We start from the raw sequence: 24,802 nt of genomic DNA on the forward strand, positions 1-24,802 counted from the left end.
TGGTCCGCCCGGCGGCGCCGCGCGTCAGGTGGTGCGGGGGCGGCTCACTCGATCAGCTCCGCCAGGTGGGCCGACAGTTCCGTGATCGTGGGGTGGTCGAAGCTGTAGGTCGGGGTGAGGCGGACGTCCAGGTCCTGACGGAGGCGGCTGCGCAGGCGCAGGCCGAGGAGGGAGTCCAGACCCAGCTCGATGAAGGGGGCTTCGGTGTCGAGGCCGCCGGGTTCCTCTCCCAGCAGGGTGGCGACGGCGCCGGCCACGTAATCGGTCATCCGCGCGGCACGCTGCCAGGGCCGGAGCGCGCGCAGCTCGGCGGCCACGGCGCCGGCGGCCGCCGGGACGGCGCCCTCGGCCGGCGGGGTGGCGAGCCGGCCGGCGAGGGCGACGGGACCGGCGTCGGCGTGCGGTACGCGCAGGTGGGCGGCGAGCGTGGTGCCGGGTGCGGTGGCGAGCACGTGGTCGAGCACGGACATGCCCTGCTCGGGGCTGAGCTCGCCCAGACCCCGGCCGGTGCTCCTGGTCCGTTCCCCGAGGGCGGTGTGCATGCCGCCCCCGGACCAGGGACCCCACTGGACCGAGGCCGCCCGCTGCCCGCGCGCCCGGCGGCCCGCCACGACGGCGTCCATCGCGGCGTTCGCGGCGGCGTAGGCGGCCTGGGCCGGGGCGCCCAGCGTCGCGGTGATGGACGAGAAGCAGACGAAGAAGTCGAGGTCGAGCCGCTCCGTGAGCCGGTCCAGGTGCCGGGCGCCGTCGAGCTTGGGGGCCAGCACCCGGGCCAGCGCCTCGGGTGTGAGGTTGGCCAGGGTCGCGTCGTCGAGCACTCCGGCCGCGTGCACGATGCCGCGTACGGGCGGATAGGCGCTCGCCAGATAGGCGAACAGGGAATCGAGTTGCGCGGGGTCGCCGACGTCCACCTGGGCCCTCAGCAGGTCGAGGCCGTCGGCACGCAGCTCCCCGAGGATCGTCTCGCCGACACCGGCGCCGCCCGCCGACCGGCCGAGCGCCACCAGGTGACGGGCGCCCCGTTCGTACAGCCGGCGCAGCGCCCGGGCACCGAGCGCGCCACCGCCGCCGGTGACCAGGTACGTCGCGTCGGGGTCCAGACGCGGCAGGGCGGACTGCCCGGTGACCGGACCGATCCGGGCGAGCAGCCGGACGCCGTCACGGTAGGCGACCTCCGGGTCGGCACCGGCGACCAGGTCGGCCACCAGACCCGCGTCGAACGGGCCGCCGTCCGTGTCCACGCAGTGGATCGCCATCTCGGTGAGTTCGGTGCGCGCGCTGCGGGCCAGGCCCCACAGCGCCGCGTGCGCGGGGTCGGGGGCGGTGTCGGGGGCGGTGTCGGTGGACTGGGCACGGGTGGTCAGCAGGACCAGGCGGCGCGGCGCGGCGGTGGTGCCGTCCGCGTAGCCGCGCAGCAGGGCGGCCACGGTGGCGACGCAGTCGGGCAGGCCGGCCGGTGCCGGATCCGCGGTCGGGTCGGGGACGCAGACGACCCCCGCGGCGAGGGTGCCGGGCGTCCCGCTCGGCGCGGCCTCGCCCGGTGCCCGCAGCTCGCAGGAGCCCGTGTGCGCGCGGATGGCTTCCGCGAGGCGCACGGCGACCGGATCGTCGGGTGAGCCCAGCACGGTCCAGGACAGGTCCGGGGTGGTCCCGGTGAGGGGTGCCGGTGCCGGCTCCCAGACCGTGCGGCCGTGGAAGAGCGTCCCGTCGGTGGCCGACGCGGCCTCGGGCGTCGCGGCCAGCGCGGCCTCGGGCGTCGCGGTCCGCGCGGCCGGGACCGGGTCGATCCAGTAGCGTTCGCGGATCCGGTGCGAGGTGGGGACGAGCACCCGCCGTCCGGAGCCGGGCGCACCGAACCGGGAGGTGTCGACCGGCGTGCCGAGGACGTGGAGCCGGGCGGCCGCCTGCGCGAGCGCCTCGGCCGTGTCCCTGCGGCGCTGCACGGAGGGGACGAAGGCGGCGTCGGCTCCGGAGCTCCGCCCGTGGCCGCTGAGCACGGCGGCGGGGCCGATCTCCAGGAACAGCCGGTGGCCGTCGAGCAGCGACGCCAGCGCGTCCCCGAACCGTACGGTCTCGCGCACCTGGCGCACCCAGTACGCCGGGTCGGCGACGGACAGCCCCGCGCCGCCGGCCATCGAGGAGACGAACGGCACCGTGGGCTCGCGGAACCGGACCCCGTCGGCGGCGCGCTCGAACTCCTCGCGCATCGGGTCGAGGGCGCTGGTGTGGAACGCGTGCGTGGTACCGACGGCGGTGGTGACGGTCTCGGTCCCGAGTTCGGCGGTGATCTTGGCGAGCGCGGCCGGGGACCCGCCGACCACGACCGCGCGCTCGCCGTTGACCACGGCGATCTCGGCGGGCACGGCGGTGCGGACGAGGACGTCGCGCACCCGCTCCTCGGTCTCCATCACGGCCAGCAGCGAGCCGGCCGGGCAGAGCTCGTCCATCAGCCGGCCGCGCGCGGTCACCAGGCGCAGTGCGTCCGGCAGGTCGAGGACCCCGGCCGCGCAGGCGGCCGCGTACTCGCCGAGGCTGTGGCCGAGCACGGCGGCGGGGCGGATCCCGGCCGAGGTCCACACTCCGGTGAGCGCGTACTGGAAGCAGAACAGCCCGAGCTGGGCCCAGCGCGCCTCGGTGTGCAGGGCCGGGGCGTCGGTGCGCAGCAGTTCCAGCAGTACGGGGCCCGCCTCGCCGAGTTCCCGCAGGCACTCGTCCAGTCCGGACCGGAAGGCCGGCACCCGCTCGTACAGGCTCCAGGCGGTCTCGGCGAGTGCGCCGCCCTGGCCGCTGAACAGGAAGACGGGCTGCTGCTCCCCCGCCGGCGCGGCCCGGTCCGGCGCCACGTCGTGGCGCGCCAGGGTGCGCAAGCGCTCCACCAGGGTGTCCGCGTCGGGCGCGGCCACGGCGGCACGGTGGGCGAACGCGGGACGGGCCGTCCGGGCGGTGACGCAGACGTCGGCCAGGTCCTGCTCGGTGGCGGCCACGTGGTCGGCGTAGGCCTCGGCCTGCTGACGCAGCCCTTCCGGGCTGCGGGCCGACAGGGTGAGCAGGTAGGGGCCGTCGTCCTTCCGCGCGGCGGGCCGCTCGGGCGCGGCGGCGAGCACCACGTGCGCGTTGGTGCCGCCACCGCCGAACGAGCTGATCCCGGCCAGGCGTTCGGCACGGTCCTGGATCCACGGGGTGTTCTCGGAGACCACGAAGAAGGGTGAACTGTCCAGCCGGAGCGCCGGGTTGGGGGTGGTGAAGTTCAGCGTGGCCGGGATCAGGCCGTGCTCCAGCGCCATGGCCGCCTTCATCAGCCCGGGCAGGCCGGCCGCGGTGTCCAGGTGGCCGATGTTGGACTTCACCGAGCCCAGGCCTATCTCCTGCCCGGATCCCGCGCCGAACACCTGGGTGAGCGCGCTGACTTCGATGGCGTCGCCGAGCGAGGTGCCGGTGCCGTGCGCCTCCAGGTATCCGATGTCGTCCGGGGTGATCCCGGCCATCCGCTGCGCCGTGCGGATCACGTCGGCCTGGCCCTCGGCGCTGGGGGCCAGGTAGCCGGCGCGGAGGGCGCCGTCGTTGTTGACCGCGCTGCCCTTGATGACCGCGCAGATCGGGTCGCCGTCGGCCAGCGCGTCCCGCAGGCGGCGCAGCAGCACGACGCCCGCGCCGCTGCCGCCCACAGTGCCACGTGCCGCGGCGTCGAACGGGCGGCACACTCCGTCCGGGGACAGGAAGCCGCCTTCCTCGTACACGTAGCCGCGGCGCAGCGGGAAGTGCACCCCGGCCGCACCGGCGAGCGCCATGTCGGTCTCTCCGGTGAGCAGCGACTGGCAGGCCAGGTGGAGCGCCACCAGGCCGGTGGAGCAGGCGGTCTGCACACCGACGCTCGGTCCGCGGAGGCCGAGGCGGTGCGAGACCCGGGTGCAGAGGTGGTCGCTCTGGGTGGCGATGAACGCCTGGAGCGGGGCGAGTTCGGTGAGCAGGCCGGAGCTGCGCGCGAGGTTCTCGCTGAAGTAGGAGCTGAGTCCGTTGCCCGCGTACAGGGCCATGCCCGCGCCGCCGAAGCAGCCGACCCTCGCGTCGCCGAGCCGCTGCGGGTCGTACCCGGCCCGTTCGAGGGCGTCCCAGACGCATTCGAGGAAGAGCCGGTGCTGGGGGTCGGTGATCCGCGCCTCGGCGGGCGGGATGCGGAACAGCCCGGGGTCGAAGTCCTCGGCGCCGTCCAGGTAGCCGGCGGACGGCACGTAGTCGGGGTGGCGCACCACCTCGGGGTCGACGCCGGCGGCGAGGAGTTCGTCGGGGGTGAAGGTGCGGATCGAGGAGACCCCGCCGGTGAGGTTGGCCCAGAACCGCTCGGGCGTGTTCGCGCCCGGGAACCGGCAGGCCATGCCGATGATCGCGACGTCGCGTCCGGATTCGGCGATGCTCATCGGACGGCCTCCGTTTCCGTTCGGCCGGTGCCCGGCCGGCCGAACCGGCCGGAGCGCGGCCGCGGCGCGGCCGGTTCGGGTTGTCCGGCCCCGTCTCCCCCACCGCCGGCGCCGCGCAGGCCTTCCAGGTGCGCGGCGAGGGCGGCCACGGTCGGATGGGCGAAGAAGTCGGAGATCTCCACCCGGGTGTCCAGCTTCTTCTCGATCAGGTGCTGCACCCGGGGCAGTTGCAGGGACCGCGCGCCCAGGTCGAAGAACCCCGCGTCGTAGGGGACTTCGGGAGCGGCGAGGACCTCCTGCCAGATGCCGGCGAGCGTGGCGAGGGTCTCCCGGTCGGCGCCCTCGCGCGATCCCGTGCCCGTCGGGTCGGCGACGGCCGCCACCTCGACCGGTGTGCCGAGCAGATCGTCGACGACGAGCTCGCCGGTGTCGGCGGGCAGCGGTACGCAGCGGACCTCCAGCCGGTCCAGCGGTGCGGTCGGCATGTCGACGCGGCCCAGGATGAACGGGTTGGCCGGTTCGAGTCCGATCACCGTGTGGCCGACGGGCAGCCGCACGGCGGTGTCGAAGGCGCGCAGCGCGGCCTCCACGGTGAGCACCCGGTAGCCGCGCGAGCGGACCAGTTCGTCGTCCTCGCTGCCCGCGCTCATGCCGGTCGACTGCCAGCGGGACCAGGACAGCAGGTGCACCGGCACACCCTGGGCGCCCAGTTGGGCGGCCCAGGCGTCGAGGAAGGCGTTGGCCGCGCCGTAGCCGGCCACCTGGGCGCCGCCGAAGATCGCGTTGACCGAGGAGAAGGCGACGACGGAGCCCTTGCGCTCGGCGATCAGCCGGCCCAGCAGCAGGGCGGGTTCGACCTTGGCGGCGAGCACCTCGCGCAGCCGCTCGGGCGTGAGCCCGGCGACCGGGACGCCGTCCATCAGCCCGGCCAGGTGCACGGCACCGGCGACCGGCAGGTTCCAGTCCGCCTCGACCTCCGCGAGCGCGGCGCGCAGCCCGTCCTCGTCGCCGGATTCGACGGCGAGGTAGCGGACCCGGCCGGCCCGTTCCAGCTCGCGCAGACGGCGCCGGCGGGCGTCGAGCGCGCCCCCGTCGCCCTGCGGGCCGCTCGGCTCCGGCAGCGGGGTGCGGCCGAGCAGGACGAGCGAGCAGCCGGTGGTGGCGAGCAGATGACGGCAGACCTCGAAGCCGACGCCGCCGAGGCCACCGGTGACCAGGTAGGCGGCGTCCCGCCGGAACAGTGCCGACGGCCCGTCCGGGACGGGCTCGGACGCGGACGCGGACGCGGACACGGGATCGGACACGGACACGGACGCGGGCTCGGGCTCGGGCTCGGGCTCGGGCTGGCCGGTGATCCACAGCTCGCGCCGCACCCCGCCCCGGTAGGAGACCGCCGCGCCCACCGCTTCGCCGAGCAGTTCGCCGTCCGCGGCCCGCTCGTCACCGGGTTCGGCGTCGATCAACCGCACCCGCAGCCAGGGCAGTTCGGCATCGAGGCTGGGGGCGAGGCCCGCGAGCGGGCTCAGCGCGAGGTCCGGGACGTCGTCGGCGGTGACGGCGCACAGGCCGGCGCCGACCAGGGTGAGCCGGATCGGCCCGCGCGGCCCCAGCCCGTCCAGTGCGCGGACTACCAGCAGGACCTGCTCGATCACGGCGGCCTGACGCTCGATCAAGGTGCGCGCGTCCTGCGGCCGTGGCTCTGCGGGGAAGGCGAGCACCACTTCGCCGGGCAGCCGGGTGCCGTCCGCGCCGTCGGTCAGGAACGCGCCGACCGCGTCGAGCGTGGGGGCGACGGTGACCAGTCGGGGGTCCATCTCCTGGTCGCCGTCCCAGACCCCGAAGGCGCAGCGGTGCCCGTGGGCGTTCAGCAGGGCGCGCAGTCGTCCGCCGGTCGCGGCGTCCGCGCCCAGCACCAAGGTCCGCCCGCTGTCGACGTCACGGACGCGGGGCGCGGTCGGACGGGCCGCCCGGACGCGCCACTGGGGGCGGGCCAGCCACACCCCGGCGGGTTCGGCCGCCGCGCCGCGCGCCAGCCGGTCGTCGAACTCCCCCGCGTGCAGCCGGGCGGCGAGCACCGCACGGCGGATCTTGCCGATGGAGGTCTTGGGGATCTCCTCGGGCCGCACCTGGATGACGTGCCGGGGCGGGAAGCCGTAGTGCTCCAGCACCCGGCGGCGCACGTCGGCGCGCACCGCCTCCGCCTGCCGGCCGGGCCGCGGGCTGTAGAAGACGGCGATCTCGTCGGTGGCGGCGTTGTCGGGGCGGTAGCAGACCGCGGCGGTGAAGCTCTCGAGCACCCGGTCGGAGCGCTCGACCACGGCCTCCACCTCGGTCGAGGGGATGCTGATGCCGTTGACGCGGATGACGTCCTTGGAGCGGCCGACGATGGTCAGCGACCCGGCGGCGATCACGGCGCGGTCGCCGGTGCGGAACCAGCCGTCGGGCGCGAAGGATTCGGCGTTGGCCTTGTCGTTGTTGTGGTAGCCGCGGGTGACCATGCTGCCGGTGACCTCCAGGTCGCCGGTCTCGCCCTCGACGGCGGTCGAGCCGTCGGGCCGGACGATGCGCACCGACAGGCCGGGGAACGGGCCGCCGACCGGCACGGGACCGAGCAGTGAGCCCGCCGTGCCGGTGAAGTCCTGGTCCGCGGTGACCACCGAGCAGGTCTCGGACATGCCCCAGGCGGGCTGCACGGTGTGGTCCCGCAGCCCGAACGGGGCGAGCACGGCGAGGAACTGGCGTACCTGCTCGGCGACGACCATCTCCCCCGCGTTGATGACGGAGCGCACCCGGGACAGGTCCCAGTCACGGTCGCCCAGGTCCCCGCCGCGGGCTCCGATCAGCGAGAAGGCGAAGTTCGGAGCCCAGGTCAGGGTGGCCCGGTACCGGGTGAGCAGGTCCAGCCATCGCAGCGGGTCGCCCAGCACGGCGTCGGTGGGGACGTGGACGTCCTCGCAGCACAGGTAGACGTCGCGGACGTGGCACATCAGCAGGCCGACCACGTGGTCGAGCGGGAACCAGTTGACGGAGACGTCGTCGGCGCCGAGGCCGAGCGTGGCGCGGGCGGCGGCGGTCATCGAGAGGATCGCCGCGTGGGTCTGGGTGACCAGCTTGGGCATGCCGGTGCTGCCGGAGGTCAGCAGCATCACCGCGGTGTCGTCCGGGCGGATGTCCGCCGGGGCGGCGGGCTCGGCCTCGGTCAGCGCGTCCAGGCCGTGCAACCGGGCGCGTTCGCGTACGGCCGGCGGCACACTCGTCGGGTCGGAGGTGACGATCACGGGTTCCCGGAGCAGTTCCCACACGTACTGGAGCCGCTCCGCCGCCGAGACGCCCGCCTCGGCGGTGACCGGGGCGCACGGGACGGCCACCGCGCCGCTCAACTGGCAGGCCCAGAAGGCGGTCAGGAACTCCTCGTTGTCGCCGGCGGGCAGCAGCACCGGATCGCCGGGACGCACCCCGGCCCCCCGCAGGCCCTTCGCCACCCGCGCGGCGCGCTCGCGCAGCTCGCCGTAGGCAAGCCGGGACGCCTCGCCCGTACCCGGGTCGAACACCACGCCCGCGCTGCCGGCCGCGGCCCGCTCCAGAGCCTGGACGAGGGTGAGCGGACCGTCCGGGTCGCTGATCCGCCGCCCGCCGTCGAGCAGCGCCGGGGACGCCTCGCCGTCCTGACGCCCGGTCACCGGGGCGGCGTCGTCCGGCCGGACCACCAGGCCGCCGGGCTGCGGCACCCGGGCCTCCACGATCGCCGCCCTGGCCTGGGTGGCGCCGGCTTCCCGTGCTGCCCGCTCGGCGGCGCGCAGCGTGTCCTCGCCGAGGGCCGGCAGCTCGGCCAGCCGGTCCTGGTCCACCCGACCCTCGGGGTCGCGGGGCAGCGCGGTCAGCCGGACCAGGTGCGGGCCCAGCTCCGGCGGCACGCCGACGCAGGCGCGCCGCAGGGTGCGCAGGAGGTCGGCGTGGCCGGTCGGCCGTCCCGGGACCACGTAGGCGATGATCCCGGTGCCGGCCGGACCGGCGGCCACCCACCAGTCGGTGATCCCCGGCAGCTCCCGGAGTGCCCCGCGGACCCGGTCCGCTGCCTGCTGGACGCCAGGGGACCCTGACTCCTGATTCATCGCTCTCCTACGTGCTGTTCGGCGGGACGTGCGGTGACGGCGGGCGGCCCGCCCGTGGTCAGTGGGGCCGCACCGAGCGGGCCAGGTCTCCGACGGTGGGCGCGTCGAAGAAGACGTCCACGGGGAGGTCGACCGCGAACCGGGTGCGGATCTTCGCCAGGATCTGGACCGCGGCGATGGAGTCGCCGCCCTCCTCGAAGAAGTCCGACGCGGCGGTGAATCCGGTACGGCCCAGGACCTGGGACCAGATCTCGATCAGCTCCGGGACGATGCCGGCGTCCCCCGTGGCGGGGGCGGCGGCCTGCTCCGGCGTGCCGGAGCGAGTCGACTCGCCGGCCGACGGAGCCGGCTCGTCGGTATGCGGAGCCGGCGACGGGTACGCGCGGGCGCTCTCCCGCTCCGGCGGAACGGGCTCGTCCCACCGCACGGCGCGGCCGCCGGCCGCCGCGGCGAGCAGGGTCGCCCAGTCCGACGCGTCCGCCATGTCACGCGGGAGCAGCTGCCCGTCCTCGGCATCGTCGCCGTGCGTGGCGACCGCCGCGGCGACCGCGCCCGCCAGCTGACGGTGCGTCACCGGGGCGTCGTGCCGCGGTCGCAGTGCCACGGCCTGGTCGTCGAGCACCGGCAGCTCGGGCACCGGCCCGGCGTCCCAGGCGTGGACCTCCACCAGGGTGACGCCGTCGAGACCCGGCACCCGGCCCCGGTCGGTGACGGCCACGCCCGGCCGGCCGGCCGTCGCGTCGCCGTCGGTGCCCAGCGGGACCCAGCAGCCGCCGGACCACAGGATGCCGAGCACTCCCACGAGCAGCGCGGACCCCGGTTCCACCGCGAGCCCGACCGGATCGCCGGCGCGGACCCCGGCCTCGACAAGGCGTGCCGCCAGCCGCCGGGCGCGCTCGGCCGCCATGGCGAGCGTCAGCGGAACCGTCTCGCCGTACACCGGCACGGCCTCCGGCCGCCGCTCGGCGTGCCGGGCCACCAGGTCCGTGGCGCGCTCGGCCTCGGCGGTGGGCGCGCCCACCGCGGCGCGCAGCAGCACGTCGAACCGTTCGTTCAGTGCCCGGACCTCGTCCTCACCGATCGCCTCGGTGTTGTAGTCCCAGGAGATGCGGTGGCCGGTGTCGAAGTGCGTGATGTTCAGCCCCAGGTCGAACCGGACCGCCGGGGCCCCGCTCTCCAGGTGCCGCACGGTGAGCCCGGGGAGCTCCGGCAGGTGCGGCTTGTCCCAGCTGAACACTGCCGAGAGCATCGCCGGCTGGCCCCAGGTCGCGGGCTTCGGCAGCTCGCGCATGATCTCGGCCAGCGTGCAGGCCTCGTGGTCGAAGGCGTCGAGCAGGACGCCGCGGATCCGGCGCAGATGGGCGGGGAACTCCTCCGCCGGGTCGCGGAGCGAACGCAGGGGCAGCACGTTGGCGCAGTAGGCGACCAGGTCCTTGCCCGGGCCCTCGGCGGGGCGGCGCGCGGTGGGCACGCCGACCACCACGTCGTCCTGGCCGGCGATCTCGTGCAGCAACGCCGTGTAGGCGGCCAGCACCACCATGAACGGGCTGGCGCCATGCCGGGAGCCGAACTTCTGCACCCGGCGCAGCAGGTCCTGGTCGAAGTCGACGTTCAGCCGGGCACCGGCGTGACCGGTCACCCGCTTGGCGGCGGTGCGGCCCCGGCCGGGCAGGGCGAGCGGCTCGGGCAGCGGGTCGAAGACACCCCGCCAGTACGCCAGGTCGGCCTCGGTGGCGGACCGGCCGTCGGGCCCGAGCAGGTAGTCGGCGAGACGGGGTGCCGGGGCGAGCGGCTCGCCGACGCCGGTCTCGTGGGCGTAGAGCCGGCCCAGTTCGTCCAGCAGCACGTTCTCCGCGCCGCCGTCGACGGCGACGTGGTGGGCGGTCAGGCAGAGCAGGTGCTCGCGCGGCCCCATGGTGAGGAGCGTGCCGCGCAGCAGCGGTCCGCGGGACAGGTCGAACGGGCGGGCGGCCTCCTCGTCCAGCAGCGCCGTGAGCTCCCGGTCGCGGGCGGCCTCGTCCAGACGGGACAGGTCGACCAGATCGAGCTCGGCGTCCACATCCGTGCGTACGGTCTGGGCGGCGCCGTCGTCGCTGAAGGCCACCCGCAGCGCCTCGTGCCGGTCCACCAGCGCCCGGAACGCGGCGCGCACCGCCCGGATGTCCAGCTCTCCGCTCAGGCTGAGCAGTCGGCGCAGGTTGTACGCGCTGTTGGTCTCGGGGCCGAACTGGGCGGCGGCCCAGACCAGGCGCTGGTTGGGGGTGCTGGGCAGCGCGACGGGCAGCGGCGGGACGCTCCGCGGCGCGGCGGCCGGGCGCTCGGGCCCGCTGAGGACGACCGCCGGGGCGGCGGCCACGGCGTCGCGGGCGGGGGCGTCGGCCACCGTCCGGCGCAGCCGGTCGAGCGCCTCGAATCCTTCGCGCGCCAGGTCCGGCCGCACGCCGAAGTCGACGAAGCAGGCGATCTCGTCCACCCCGGCGTCGGCGAGCTCGTCCACGGTCGCCCGGCAGCCGTCGATGCCGCCGATCAGCGAGCGGTGACGCAGGTACTTGTCCTGGGCCGAGCGGATCAGGAACTCGCGGTCGGACGGTGCCAGCCGATCCGGGTCGATCCGCCGCTCGGCGGGCGACATCCGGTTGGTCAGGTCGAGCGCCGCGGCCAGGTAGTGCGCCAGCGGGTCGGCGGCCTCGGCCCGCACCTTCTCCTCGTCGTCGCCGACCAGGGTGTGCACGAGGACCGTGATCCGGCCCTCGTCGTGGCCGGCCCGGGCCCGGGCCGCCCGGTAGGCGGCGATCTTGGTCTTGAGCTCGGCGATGTCCTGGGTGAGCAGGTTGGTCAGCACGCCCAGGCCCGCCTCACCGGCCGCGCCGAACGCCTCGGCACTGCCCAGCGTGGTGAGCCACATCGGGAGTTCGGGCTGCACGGGACGCGGGTACGTGAGGATCTTGTGGCTTCCCTCGCCCGCGGGGAACTCCAGCTCCTCGCCGCGCCACAGCCGGCGGACCTGGTCGATCCGCTTCATGGTGACGTCGCGGCGATCGGCGAAGGAGCCGGGGGCCAGGACGAAGTCGCGGTCGTTCCAGCCGGAGGCGACGGCGATGCCGACCCGCCCTCGGGAGAGCCGGTCCACGACGGCCCACTCCTCGGCGATCCTGGCCGGGTGGTGCAGGGGACCCACCACGCTGCCCGCGCGCAGCTTGACCCGGCTGGTGCGCTGGGCGAGCGTCGCGGCGAGCACGGCGGGGTTGGGCGACAGGCCGCCGAAGGCGTGGAAGTGCCGCTCGGGCAGCCAGATCGCGTCGAAGCCGTGCTGGTCGGCGAAGTCGGCGCCGTCCATCAGCAGCCGGTAGTGCGCGTCGATGTCGATCATGTCGCTGTCGCCGAAGTAGGACAGGCTCAGCTGCGGGACGCGACGCGCGGCCGGGACGGCCGGGGCCTGCGGGCGTACGGGTTCGCGCACCGTCAGTACCGGGGCGGCCGGCGTCGACGCCGGTACCGGGCGCCGGGGCGCGGTCTCGGGCTCACGGACCGCCGGCGCCGGACCGGACGACGCGTCGGCGCGCTGCCACAGGCCGGCCTCCTTCATCTCGGTGGCCGCGTCCAGGGCCGCGTGCACCACCTGGTCGACGTCGTCGTCGGTGTGCGCCGTGGACAGGAAGGAGGCTCCGGTCTCGGCGACGTACACGCCGCGCAGCGCCAGGTTGGCGCGGAACAGGTCCATCTCCACCGGCTGGTGGACGAAGCTGAAGTTGGCGTTCTGCGCGAACCGGAAGAAGGAGCCCGTATTGGCGGCGCCGAGCGGCACGCCCAGCTCGGCGAAGCCCGTGTTCAGCCGCTCGATCATCGCGTCGGAGCGCTCGTCGAGCTCCTTGTACAGCCCCGGTCCGTTCTCCCGCACGTGCCCGAGGACCGCGCGGGAGGCCGCCAGGGCGAGCGGGTGGTTGGCGTACGTGCCGGCGGTGAAGGTGAGCGGGGTCTCGCCCGGGATCCTCCACTCGCCCACCCAGGACCCGCCGTCGACCCGGTCGAGGAAGTCGCGGCGGCCCGCGACGGCAGCCATCGGCAGGCCGGCCGCGAGCGTCTTGCCGTAGGTCACCAGGTCCGCCTGGATGCCGAACAGCTCCTGGCAGCCGCCGGCGCCGACCCGGAAGCCGGTGAGGACCTCGTCGAAGACCAGCGCGATGCCCTCCTCGTGGGTGAGGGCGCGCAGTCGGCGCAGGAAGTCGACGGGGTGCAGGCCCGGGTTGCCGTTCTGCACCGGCTCGACCACGACGGCGGCGAGCTCCCCGGCCAGCTCGGCGATGGTGGTCAGCGAGCTCTCCCGGTCCAGCGGCAGCACGATGACGTCTTCCACCATCGCCCGCGGGATGCCGGTGACCATCGGGTCCGCGCCACGGGCCGGGTCGTCGAGGCGGGGCGAGACCAGGGTCCCGTCGGAGTGACCGTGGTAGGCCTTGGCGAACAGCACGACCTTGGACCGGCCGGTGGCGGCGCGGGCCAGGCGGATCGCGGTCATCACGGCCTCGGTGCCGGAGGCGCAGAACAGCATCCGCTCGGCGCCGGTCAACTCGCCGACCAGCTCGGCCACCTCGCCGGCCAGCCGGCTGGCGCTGCCCAGTTGCATGCCCTGGCGCATCTGCTCGGCCAGAGCCGTGACGACCGGCTCGGGGCTGTGACCGAGCAGGTGGGCGCCGAACCCCATGGAGAGGTCGATGTACGCGTGCCCGTCGGCGTCCCAGAAGCGGGAGCCGGCCGACCGGTCGCCGCACAGCGGGTAGCGGATCGCGCGTACCTCCGGGCGGGTGGCCGGGGCGAAACGCCGGTTGTTGGCCAGGCGGTCCTGGTTGCGCAGCGCGTACGCCCGGGAGGCGGCGGTGCGGGCCTCGTAGCGGGTGACGACGTCGGCGAGGTACGCCTCACGGCGGGCGGCGGGCGCGAGGGCGGGCGCCGCGGTCGCGGGCGCCGCGGCACGTGGTCCGGGAACGGGGTTCGTGGCCTCGGCGGTTCGGGCACGCAGCTCGGTGAGCTCGGCGGTCAGCGTGCGGACCCGCGCCTGCAGCGCCTCAAGGGCTTCGTCGACAGGACCGGGCGCCGCGGACGCGGCGACGGGCCCGGGGGCGGGGACCGGAGCCGGGGCGGGGGCGGGGACCGGAGCCGGGGCCGGGGCGGGGACCGGAGCCGGTGCCGGGGCGGGTGCCGGAACCGGTGCCGGGGCCGGGGCGGGGGTGGCGGCCGGGGACCGGACGGGAGCAGGAGCCGGGACGGCGGCCGGGGACGGCGCGGCTGTCGGCGCGGGCGCGCTCGCAGGCGCCGGCGCGCTCGTGGCCGCGGGCGCGCTCACCGCCGGCCCGCCGATCGCGCCCGCGACGTGACGGGAGATCTCTTCGATGGTCAGCAGTTCCTCGAAGAGCTCACGCACCGTCAGCGCGACGTCGAACCGGTCCGCGACCCGCTGGACGATCCGTGCGAAGACCAGTGAGTCCGCGCCGAGCTCCAGCAGCGGCGCCCGCTCGGACACCTCCGCCTCGGCCATGCCCAGCATGTGCGCGAGTTCACTGCGCAGGAACGCTCCAACATCGGCCATGCCGCCATCCCCTTCTTCGTCAGGTTGATCGTCCGCGTGTGCTGTGCCGGGTACGAGCTGCGGGTCCGGGACGCCGGACAGCCACAGCCGGTTGCGCCGGAACGGGTGTCCGGGGAGCCTGGCCGAGCGCGCCCCGGGCAGCACCTGCCGCCACTCGACGGCCCACCCGTGTACGAACAGTTCGGCGAGCCCGGCCAGCACACCGGCCCGCGAGCTGTCCTCGACGCCGGTCAGTGCCGTCACCACCGCCGTTCCCGCGGCGGCCGACGCGAGCACGCGCCCGGCCGGTCCGGCTTCGCCGCCGGCCTGCAGCAGGACGCAGGGGGTCCGTGCCGCGAGTGCCGCGGCCTCGCTCAGGACCGGGTGCGGGCCGTCGCCGCCCCGGGCGATCACGATGTCGGCCGACGCGCGGGCCGGCTGCCCCACCGGACCGCCCGCGCCCGCGTCTCCCGTGACCGCCGACACGGCTTCGGCCAGCGAGAGTTCGCCTGCCAGACAGCGCGCGACGGTCGCGGTGCCGGGCTCGGCGATCAGCACGTCGGGCGTCAGGCCCCAGGCCCGCCACATCCGGCCGGCCGCGTACCGGCTCGCGAAGGCCGCCAAGTCGCCCGCCACGCCGTCGAGGACGGCCCCGGGTTCCACGCCCGCCGCCTCGGCCACCGCGTCGACGGCCTGCCGGAACACCTCGACCTCGCGGTAGGTCCGCGTCGGCACGCCCGTCGGGCCGCCGTCGGGCAGGAGCAGCACCACCGGACCCTGGGGCGGGCGCGTGCCCAGCTCGCCGACGCGCACGCCGGGGGCCGCGCCGGCGCTCCCGTACTCCAGCAACAGCTCGCGGGCGGCGGCGGCGTCGGGTGCGACGAACGCGAGCCGGGTGCGAAAGGCCGACCGGCCCACGGCCAGGGCGGCGCTGACCTCGTCGAGCGGCGCATCCGTCTCCTGCCACGCCCGCGCGCACTCCAGCGCCGTCGTGCGCAGCGTCTCCTCGTCCTTCGCCGAGAGCAGCACCAGGCCGGGTCCCCGCGGCACCGGTGTGGACGCGGGTCGGACCGGGGGCTCGGTGACCACCACGTGGCAGTTGGTGCCGCTCAGGCCGAAGGCGCTCACGCCGGCGGCGCGCGGGCCGGATCCGGCCGCCCAGCGGCCGTGCCTCGTCTGCACCCGCAGGCTGCTCCGCTCCCAGTCGATGTGCGGGTTGGGCGTGCGGTGGTGCAGCGTCGCGGGGATCTCCCCGCGCTCCACCACCAGCAGGGCCTTGAGCAGCGAGAGGATGCCGGCGGCGGCCTCCAGGTGGCCGAAGTTGGTCTTCACCGAGCCGATCACCAGCGGCCGGTCGGCCGGTCGGCCCTCGCCGTAGGCCGCCGTGAGGGCCTCGGCCTCGATCGGGTCTCCCAGCGAGGTCCCGGTGCCGTGCGCCTCCACGTAGCCGACGTCGGCCGGGGCGAGCCCTCCCATCCGCAGGGCGCTGCGGATGACCGCCTGCTGGGCCCGGCCGTTGGGGGCGGTGAGTCCGCTGCTCGGCCCGTCGTGGTTGACCGCCGAGCCACGCAGCACGCCGAGGATCGGGTCGCCGTCGCGCTGCGCGTCGTCGAGGCGCTTGAGCACGACCGCGCCGGCGCCCTCGCCGAGCACGAATCCGTCGGCCTCGGCGTCGAAGGCGCGGCACACGCCGGTGGGTGACAGTGCGTTGGTCAGGCCGCGGGTGACGACGTTCCACGGCGTACGGACCAGGTGGCTGCCGGCCGCGAGTGCCACGTCGCTCTCGCCCGTACGCAACGACTGCGCGGCCATGTGGACGGCGACCAGCGAGGAGGAGCAGGTGGTGTCCAGCGTGAGGGCGGGACCGTGAGACCGCAGCAGGTAGGCGATCCGGCCGGCCGCCATGGCGCGGTTGACGCCGAGCAGGGAATAGGCGTCGAGCCGGTCGAACCGCCCGGGTGCGGTGGCGAGCTGGGCGTAGTCGTCGCCGCCGATGCCGATGAAGACGCCGGTCGCGCTGCGGGCGAGCGCGTCGGCCGCGAGGTTGGCGTGCTCCAGGGCCCGCCAGCAGATCTCCAGCAGGATGCGCTGCTGCGGATCCATGCTCGCCGCTTCCTTGGGGGATATCCCGAAGAAGCCGGCGTCGAACCCGTAGACGTCGCCGAGGAAGGCCCCGCGCACCGGCCGGGACGGCTGAGCGTGATCGACTCCGAGCAGGGCCTCGGTCTCCCGCCGCCAGGGGGCGTCCGGCAGGTCGGTCACGGCGTCCACACCCTCGCGCAGGGCGCGCCAGAGGGCGTCGAGGCTCTCGATGCCGCCGGGCAGCCGGCAGGAGGCGCCGATCACGGCAATCGGTACCGCCGGACCATCGGGTTTCATCGCGCTCACAGAATTCCAATGAGAAGCAGGGCATTCTTGGACAAGGAATGGTGTGGCATGGCCGGAAATCACTGGGGCCGCTTTTGTATTTGCAATACGACGGCTCGCCGAATGTGACATAAAAGGCCCTCGCGGCCCCCCGGCGCTCCACCTATATCACCCGGGGAAGGTGCCGGACCAGGAGCAACCTGAGGCTAAGTCAACTTCGTTTCAGTGGTCAAGATCTCCCCTGTCCCCCACCATCCCCCTCTCCGGCCGGGACCACTCGGAGCCGCCTGACAATCGTTGACCGCTTCCCGCCCGCGCTGATAGAACTCGTGACCGACGAGAAATTCGACTCAGCCGTTGCCGTTTCCCCGAGGACCGGTGGCGACCACCCCGCTACTGCTGAAGGCAGGTAATGCGAAGCACTGAGCGAGGCGCCCGGACCTCGCCCGTCCTGGCCCTGCTGCGGGCCGCGATCGGTACCGACGCCCGACGCACCGTCACCCTCGCCGCGGCCGTCGCCACGAGCGGGGCCCTGCCGATCCTGATCGCGATCGCCAACGGCCACCTGGTCGGGTTGATCCGGCGGGGAGACCAGGGCGTCGGGATCGGCCAGGCCGTCGCCGTCACGGCGGTCGCGCTGGCCGCCATGTTCTTCTGCCTGCAGCTCACCGCCCTGGTGATCAACATCATGGCCGAGGACCTGGGCCGGCGGATCGGCGACTCACTGCGCCAGAGGATGATGGCGGCGATGCTGCGGCCGGCCACCGTCGCACCGCTGGAGGACCGGGAGCTGCTGGACCGGATCGCGGTGGCCCGCGGCATCGGCACCAACCAGGTCGAGGTGCACGTCGCCGTCACCGCCCTGGCGAATCTCTCGGTGACGCGGCTTCAGGCCCTGGCCTGCGGCCTCGTCCTGCTCTGGTTCGACCCGCTGCTCGGGGCACTGGTCACCCTCGCGTACTTCGCCCTCACCCTGGCCCTGGCCGCCGAGTACCGCGACCAACAGGCCGCCGTCTACACCGAGTCGGAGCGGCTGCGCCGGTCCGGCTACATCCGCGACCTCGCGCTGACGGGTGAGGCGGCCAAGGAGATCCGCGTCTTCGGCCTCGCCGGCTGGCTGGAGCGGCAGTTCGCCTCCGCCTGGCGGCCCGGAGTCGCCGGAGCCCGGCTCAGCCCGGCCGTCCTGCGGATCCTCGCCGCCTGCGCCGCCGTGGTCGCCGCGCACACCGTGATCTTCTACCGGCTCACCACGGCCGCCGCCGACGGATCCCTCGGGTTCGGCGGGTTCATCGTCTTCACCACCGCCGCGGCCGGCCTGGTCTCGGTGATCGCGCTCACCATGGACCTGGTCTATCTCCGTGAGGGCGCGCTCGCCATCCCGGCCGCCCTGTCGGTGATCGCCGAACTGGACGGGCACGCCCCTGACGCCGGCGGCGAGCGCGTGGACGCTCCGCTGCCGCCGATCGTCTTCGAGAACGTCGGCTTCCGCTATCCCGGCAGTTCCCGTTGGGCGCTGCGCGGGCTCGACCTGGAGATCCACCCGGGTGAGACGCTCGCGGTGGTCGGGTTCAACGGCGCCGGCAAGACCACACTGGTCAAGCTGCTGTGCGGCCTGCAGCGCCCGACCGAGGGCCGGATCACGGTCGGCGGGCGCGACCTCGCCACCCTCGAACCCGCGGCCTGGCAGCGGCACTTCGCCGTGGTGTTCCAGCACTTCAACCGCTATCCGGTCTCCTTCGCGGAGAACATCGCCTTCGGCGCCCCGCAGCAGCCGGCCGACCGCGAGCGGATCGAGGAGTCGGCCCGCGCGGCCGGCGCCGAGACGCTGGCGCAACGGCTGCCGCACGGCTTCGACACCGTGCTCTCCCGCCGCTACCCGGACGGGGACGACCTGTCCGGCGGCCAGTGGCAGCGGGTAGCGGTCGCCCGCGCGCTGCACGCGGTGCGCGCCGGTGCGCCCTGTCTGGTGCTCGACGAACCCACGTCGGCCCTGGACGCCCGTGCCGAGGCCCGGTTCTACGACGAGGTGATGGAGCGCAGCGGCGCCTCCATGACCCTGCTGATCTCACACCGCTTCGCGACCGTGCGGCACGCGGACCGGATCATCACCCTGGACGGCGGCCGGATCACCGAGGACGGCAGTCACGACGAACTCATGCGTCAGGAAGGGGTCTACGCCCAGATGTTCACCCTTCAGGCCAAGCGGTTCCATGACTGAGCCGCGGCCGGGCACCGCCGGGACCCGGGACGAACTGTCCGACATGCGCGGCCTGCGCACCGTGCTGCGGCTCTCCTTCGTCGCCGACCGCCGCCGCTCCGTCGCCACCCTGCTGATGTTCGGCCTGCGCCCGCTCGGCCAGGTCCTGGCCGTGGTCTGGCTGGGCCTGCTGGTGGACGCCGCGGGCCGCGGCGACACCTCCTCCGCCTGGGGGTACGCCCTCGCCAGCGCCCTGACCATGGGGCTGACGGTGCTGGTCATGCGGCTGTCGCTCAACGTCAGCGCGCTGATGATCGAGAACACCGCGCACCACGCGGACCTGGGCATGCAGTCACTGGCGAACCGGATCCCGGGGCTGGGCCACTACGAGAACCCCGCCTATCTGGACCGCCTGGAGCACCTGCGGCAGGAACGCCAGCACCTGGCCGAAGGCGCGGACGTGGTCGGCCTGGAGATCGGGGTCCTGGTCCGTACCCTCGCCACCGTGGTGCTGCTGGCCCTGATCAGCCCGTGGCTGCTGCTCCTGCCGCTGGCGACGCTGCTCTCGCTCGCCGCCGGACGGCACGCCGAACGGCTGCGCCAGACCGCGCTGACCGAGGCGGCGGCCGACCTGCGCCGCACCCGCGACCTGTTCCAGCTGGCCGGCTCCCCCGACGCCGCGATGGAGCTGCGGGTCTTCGGTCTCGCCTCGACCATCGAGGCACGGCACGCCGACAGCACCGAGCGGGCCCGGGCCACGCTCGCCGCGGCGAACTGGCGGGGACTGTGGCTGACGTCGCTCGGCTGGGCGGTGTTCAGCGCGGGATACCTGACCGCGCTGCTGCTCGTGGTGGGCGCGTACCGGAACGGCACGGCGAGCGTCGGACAGGTGGTGCTGGCCCTGCTGCTGATCACCGGGATGAACCTGCAGATCGACCTGCTGGTGCGGTTCACCAAGGCGCTGCTGCGGATGGCCCGGGCGGGCGCGCTGTACGACTGGCTGGAGCGCTTCAGCGCGGCCGAGCGGGTCGCCGACACCGGGGTGCGGCCGCCGGAGCGGCTCACCGACGGCATCGCGCTGCGCGGCGTCACCTTCCGCTATCCGGGCACGTCCGGCACTCCCGTCCTCGACGCGGTGGACCTGCGGTTGCCCGCCGGCAGCGTGGTCGCGCTCGTCGGCGAGAACGGCGCGGGCAAGTCGACGCTGGTCAAGCTGCTCGCCGGGTTCTACCGGCCGACCTCCGGCGAGCTCCTGGCCGATGACGTCGATCTGACGGCCGTGGCTCCGGAGGCCTGGCGGGAGCGCGTCACCGCCGCCTTCCAGGACTTCGCCCGCCTGGAGTTCACCCTGCGCGACGTGGTCGGCGTCGGCGACCTGTCCCGTGCGGAGGATCCCGACGCGCTGATCGGGGCGCTGGACAAGGCCGCCGCCGGTGACCTGGCGGAGCGTCTGCCGCTGGGCCTGGACACTCCGCTGGGGTCCTCCTTCCCGGACGGCGCCAAGCTCTCCGGCGGCCAGTGGCAGAAGACCGCGCTGGCCCGCTCGGCGATGCGGGAGACCCCCCTGCTGCTGCTCTTCGACGAGCCCACCTCGGCGATCGACGCCGCCGCCGAGCAGGAGCTGCTCGACCGCTACCTGCTGGCGGCGCGCACGCTCACCCGATCCACCGGCGCCGTCGCGGTGATCGTGACACACCGGCTGTCCACGTTGAACCACGCCGATCTCGTCGTCTTCCTCAAGCACGGCAAGGTGCACGAGTTCGGCCCCCACCAGGAGCTGCTCGCCCATGGCGACGACTACGCCCGCCTCTTCGAACTACAGCGCCGTGCTTACCGGTGACGCGGTCGCTCCCGCTTCCGTCGGGAGCCGTTCGGCGAGTACCGGCGCCCTGGTCCTCGCCGGTCTGGACGCCGCCCCGCAGGACGTCGCCGTCATCGACGGCCGACGGCTGCTGACGGCGGGCCGGCTGAAGCGGGACGCCGAGCGGTGGGCGGCGCTGCTGACCGCACAGGGGGTCGGTGCCGGCCACCGGGTGGCCGTGCTCATGGAGCGTTCGGCCGCCCACATCGCCGCGGCCCTCGGCATCATCAGCGTCGGCGCCGCCTACCAGCCCAGCGACCCGCGGCTGCCCGGGGCACGGATCGGAGAGCTGCTGACGCAGAGCCGGCCGGCCCTGCTGATCACCGACTCCGACTCCGCCTCCGCCGGGCTCGGACCGGCCGGGCTGCCCGTCCTCACGCCCGCCGACGCGGACCGCTGGACCGGGCCCGCCCCGGCCCTACGGCCCGGCCCCGGCGGCGGCGACGCCGTCTACGTGATGCACACCTCGGGGACCACCGGGAGGCCCAAGGGCGTGGTCGTACCGCATCGCGCGCTGGTCACCCGGTTCCGCTGGGGTCAGGGCGTGTACCCGCTCGGCCGCGGCGACCGGGTGCTCTGGCACGCCAACGTGGGCTTCGACTTCTCCGTCTGGGAGATGCTCGCGCCGCTCGCCTTCGGCGCGACCGTCGTCGTCGGCGACCCCAAGGAGGCGGGCGACCCGGACGCGCTGGCCGCCTGCCTGGCACGCGACGCCATCACCGCGGTGCACTTCGTGCCGCGGATGCTCGGCCTCGTCACCGGGCGCCTGTCCGCCGCCCGGGCCGCCCAGCTGCGGTACGTGTTCTGTGGCGGCGCCGCGATGAGCGCCGCCGTCCGCGACGCGTGGCTGACCGCGTACCCGTGGACCCGGCTCTACAACCAGTACGGGCCGACCGAGACCTGCATCGACTCGACCACCTTCCTGTGCAACGGCTCCGAGCACACCGGCGAGGTGCCGATCGGCACACCGGTCGACGGCACGCACGTCAGGGTGGCGGACCGCTCGCTGCTGCCCGTCGCTCCGGGCGAGACGGGCGAGCTGCTGATCGGCGGGCTCGGCCTGGCCGACGGCTACCTCCACCAGCCGGAGCGTACGGCGGAACGGTTCGTCACCGACCCGTACGGCGAGCGCCTCTACCGCACCGGCGACCTGGCCCGGCTCGCCCCCGACGGACGGCTGTTCCACCTGGGCCGACTCGACCGGCAGATCCAGATCAACGGCGTGCGCGCCGAACTGGGCGAGATCGAGCACGAGTTGCTCCGGCACCCGGACATCCGCGAGGCGCACGTGACGGCGCTGACGCGCGGCCCGGACACCGTCGGCACACTCGCGTACGTGGTCGCGGACGCCGAGCTCACGGCCGCCGCGATCCGCCGCCACGCGGCCGGCCTGCTGCCCCGCACCCTCGTCCCCACCCGGATCGTCCGGCTGGACTCCCCGCTCCCCCGCACCCACAAGGGCGAGGTGGACGTCCAGGCTCTGCGCGCGGCCCACGCCCTCGGCCACTGAACCACCGGACCTGGAAAGGCAACTCCCGTGACCGAGCAGCAGCCCCCCGCCCCCACCACCGCGCGGGTCTTCGCCGCCAACGCCTCTCAGCAGCGCCTCGTGATCCACCCGCGCCGGGCGGCCGCCGACGGCATGTTCAACGTGCTGACCCGGCTGCGGCTCACCGGCCCGCTGGACACCGGCCGGCTGGAGCGCGCGCTGCGCCGGCTCGCCGTCCGTCACGCGGTGCTGCGCAGCACCTTCGCGCTCCACGGCGACCGGGCCGTACAGATCGTGCACGCCGAACCCCACCCCGACCTCTTCCGGACGGTCGACGGGGACGGCCTCCCGGCGGGCACGGCCGCCGAGAGCCCGGTCGACGCCCTGGCCGTACGGCTCCAGGGCACCTCTCTCTCCCTGGACCACGGCCCGGTCTTCCAGTGCACCCTGGTCCGCGTGGCCGAGGACGAGCACGAGCTCTTCCTGGTGATGGACCACATCGTGGTCGACGAGCGGTCCAAGGGGATCCTCATCAAGGACCTGCGGGCGTACTACGCCGACCCCGACGCGGAGCCGTCCCCGGCGCCCCAGCTCCACGAGGTCCCCCCACGCGACGAGGTGTCGGCGGAGGACCTCGACTACTGGACCCGGCGCCTCACTCCGCTCTCCCCGCGCCCCCTGCCGGACGTCTCCCTCCGGCGGGACCCCGACGCCTTCACCGCCGGCGTGGTGCACTTCGCCCTGCCCGCCGACACCACGGCCGCGCTCGACCGCACCGCCGCCGCGCACCGGGCCACCCCGTTCGCGGTGATGCTCGCGGTCTACTACGCCGTGCTGTGGGACTGGACGGGCACCGCCGACACCACCATGTTCGTGCCCACCGACACCCGCAGCGAGGAGGAGCACTTCGACGCCGTGGGCTTCTTCCAGACCGCCACCTTCATGCGCTACGAGGTGCGCCCCGAGGAGTCGTTCGCCACCCTGCTGGACGGCGTCAAGCGCATGGCCGCCGCCGCCCACGCCCGCCGTCACGTCCCGATGCTGCAGATCCTGGACGCCCTGGGCCTCGACTACGGCGACCTGCGCCACCCGGTCTACCAGACAGGGTTCACCTACGCGTCCCAGGACGTCGACAACGGCTGGCAGCTGGACGGCGTCCGGGTCGAGAACGTGCTGAGCTACCCGTCGGTGGCCCAGATCGAGCTGCTGTTCGAGGTCATGCGCTCCCCCGGCGTGTACCGCTGCGAGGTCGTCCACGCCCTCGGCGCCGTCGACCGCGAGGCCGCCGAGGACTTCGCCCGCCGCTACCGGTCCGTCCTCGCCGCCGCCACCGAGGACCCGACCCGGACCGTATCCGCGCTGACGGGCCGCGCCCTCACCCGCTGAGCGCGATCGGCACGGCCGGAGCCGAGGGCGCGCTGCCGGTCACCCGACGCCCCCGGCCCGCCCGGTGTCTCAGGGCGTCAGCGGGGTGATGTCCGCGATGACCTTCTCCTCGGCGAGATCGAGGATGTGCGTGGTCGCGGCCTCGTCGGCGGCGACCGCCACCAGGGCCGCGAGCCGCGGAATGGGGTTCTTCGGCGGCAGGAGCAGCCGCGTTCCCGGCCCGGCGAGCGCGGTCGTGTACGCGACGCCGGGCAGGCCCTCGACATTGCTGAGGTCGACCTCGCGGACCGTGCAGTCGTGCGGCGGATAGACGAAGCGGATCTCCGCCGTGCCGCCCGGCTCCCGGCCTTCCGTACCCAGCTCGGGAGAGCGGCCGAGGGCGATCTCGGCGGCGGCCTTCACCAGGTCGATCCCGGTGGCCATGCGGCTGATCAGAGGGATCAGGTCACCGCCGAGCCGGGCGTTCAACTCGATCAGCCGGGGGCCGTCGGCCGTCAGCCTGACCTCGGCGTGCGTGACGCCGAAGTCCACCTCCAGGGTGCGGTGCGCGCTTTCGATCAGCTCGGCGACCTCCGGGGGCAGCGCCCCCGTGACGTCCGCCGTGACCAGGTGCCCCACCTCTTCGAAGTACGGAGGGAACCCCACGCGCTTCCGGGCGACGTGGACGCACCGTACGTTCCCCTCAAAGACCACGCTGTCCACGCTGATCTCGGGACCGTCGAGGAACTCCTCCACCAGGATGCCCTCACCGGCCGGCAGCGTCGCGTACGCGGCCCCCGCGGCCAGGTCGAACGCCGCGCGCACGGCGCTCTCGTCCTCGGCCTTCACGACACCGATGCTGCCGGCCAGGGAGCGCGGCTTCACCACCACCGGATAGCCGAACTCCGCCGCGGCGGCGGCCGCTTCGTCGGCCGAGGACGTCAGCCGGTACCTCGGCGACGGCAGCCCGGCCTCCCGCATGAGCGACCTGGTCGCGTACTTGTCGCGGCAGCGCGTCACCGCGGCGACCGAGGTGTGCGGCAGCCCCAGCGCCTCGGCGGCCCGGGCGGTCGCCTCCAGCACCAGCTCGTCCCAGGTGAAGACGCCCGTACCGCCGCCGGCCGGGGTCAGTTCGGTCACCGCGGCGGCTATCGCCAGGGGATCGGTGCAGTCGACGACCCGGTAGTCCGTCAGGTACGGGGCCTGCCAGGTGGGCTCCGCCGGGAGAACCGCCGTCAGCTCGTAGTCCGCGACGAGGGATCGGAAGGAGTACTCCCGGTAGGGCTGTCCCCCGCTTCCGACGATGGTCAGACGCGGCTTCTCTCGCTGTGCCATGGCGTGTGCTCCTCTGTCGCTCTGTTCATGCCACGATCCACCAAGATCGTTGCGGAAGCCATAGCTTCCCGCGGGGAACGGGGAACGCCCCGCCGGGC

General features: G+C 74.6%; 8 protein-coding genes. 4 read left to right on the forward strand and 4 right to left on the reverse strand.

Going from position 1 to position 24,802, the window contains the following annotated elements:
- Nucleotides 1-44 precede the first annotated feature (44 nt).
- The 3 genes from ABZ621_RS16525 to ABZ621_RS16535 are packed head-to-tail and all read right to left on the reverse strand — an operon-like array spanning nt 45 to nt 16,436.
- Entirely contained in the window at nt 45-4,415 is a 4,371-nt protein-coding gene (locus ABZ621_RS16525) for an SDR family NAD(P)-dependent oxidoreductase (protein WP_360604949.1), read from the reverse strand.
- The gene (locus tag ABZ621_RS16530; RefSeq protein ID WP_360604951.1) at nt 4,412-8,527 is read right to left on the reverse strand and encodes an SDR family NAD(P)-dependent oxidoreductase; all 4,116 of its coding nucleotides are present in this window, start codon (nt 8,525-8,527) and stop codon (nt 4,412-4,414) included. The genes ABZ621_RS16525 and ABZ621_RS16530 overlap by 4 nt, the downstream gene beginning before the upstream one ends.
- Before the next feature lie 58 nt (nt 8,528-8,585).
- Nucleotides 8,586-16,436 carry a MupA/Atu3671 family FMN-dependent luciferase-like monooxygenase gene (locus tag ABZ621_RS16535; RefSeq protein WP_360604953.1) on the reverse strand — a complete coding sequence of 2,617 codons (7,851 nt, stop codon included), beginning with the start codon at nt 16,434-16,436 and terminating at the stop codon, nt 8,586-8,588.
- 433 nt (nt 16,437-16,869) lie between these two features.
- Here ABZ621_RS16535 and ABZ621_RS16540 point away from each other — a divergent pair, with 433 nt between their 5' ends.
- From ABZ621_RS16540 to ABZ621_RS16555, 4 genes are read left to right on the forward strand one after another with little or no spacing between them, the layout of a single operon-like run.
- Nucleotides 16,870-18,675: an ABC transporter ATP-binding protein gene (locus ABZ621_RS16540; protein WP_360604955.1), complete on the forward strand. Its 1,806-nt coding sequence runs from the start codon at nt 16,870-16,872 to the stop codon at nt 18,673-18,675.
- On the forward strand, nt 18,668-20,494 hold the full coding sequence (locus ABZ621_RS16545; RefSeq protein WP_360604957.1) for an ABC transporter ATP-binding protein: 1,827 nt from the start codon (nt 18,668-18,670) through the stop codon (nt 20,492-20,494). Before ABZ621_RS16540 ends, ABZ621_RS16545 begins: the two co-directional genes overlap by 8 nt.
- A complete protein-coding gene (locus ABZ621_RS16550) occupies nt 20,442-22,025 on the forward strand; it encodes an amino acid adenylation domain-containing protein (protein WP_360604959.1) in 1,584 nt (527 codons plus the stop codon). Before ABZ621_RS16545 ends, ABZ621_RS16550 begins: the two co-directional genes overlap by 53 nt.
- Nucleotides 22,026-22,052: 27 nt before the next feature.
- Complete coding sequence (locus ABZ621_RS16555; RefSeq protein ID WP_360604961.1) at nt 22,053-23,390, forward strand: condensation domain-containing protein; 1,338 nt, start codon at nt 22,053-22,055, stop codon at nt 23,388-23,390.
- A 69-nt stretch (nt 23,391-23,459) separates the two neighbouring features.
- Here the strand turns inward: ABZ621_RS16555 and ABZ621_RS16560 are convergent, their stop codons facing one another.
- On the reverse strand, nt 23,460-24,704 hold the full coding sequence (locus ABZ621_RS16560; RefSeq protein ID WP_360604963.1) for an ATP-grasp domain-containing protein: 1,245 nt from the start codon (nt 24,702-24,704) through the stop codon (nt 23,460-23,462).
- Nucleotides 24,705-24,802 lie beyond the last annotated feature (98 nt).

It is taken from the genome of Streptomyces sp. NPDC007863, from assembly GCF_040633895.1.
GTDB lineage: Bacteria > Actinomycetota > Actinomycetes > Streptomycetales > Streptomycetaceae > Streptomyces.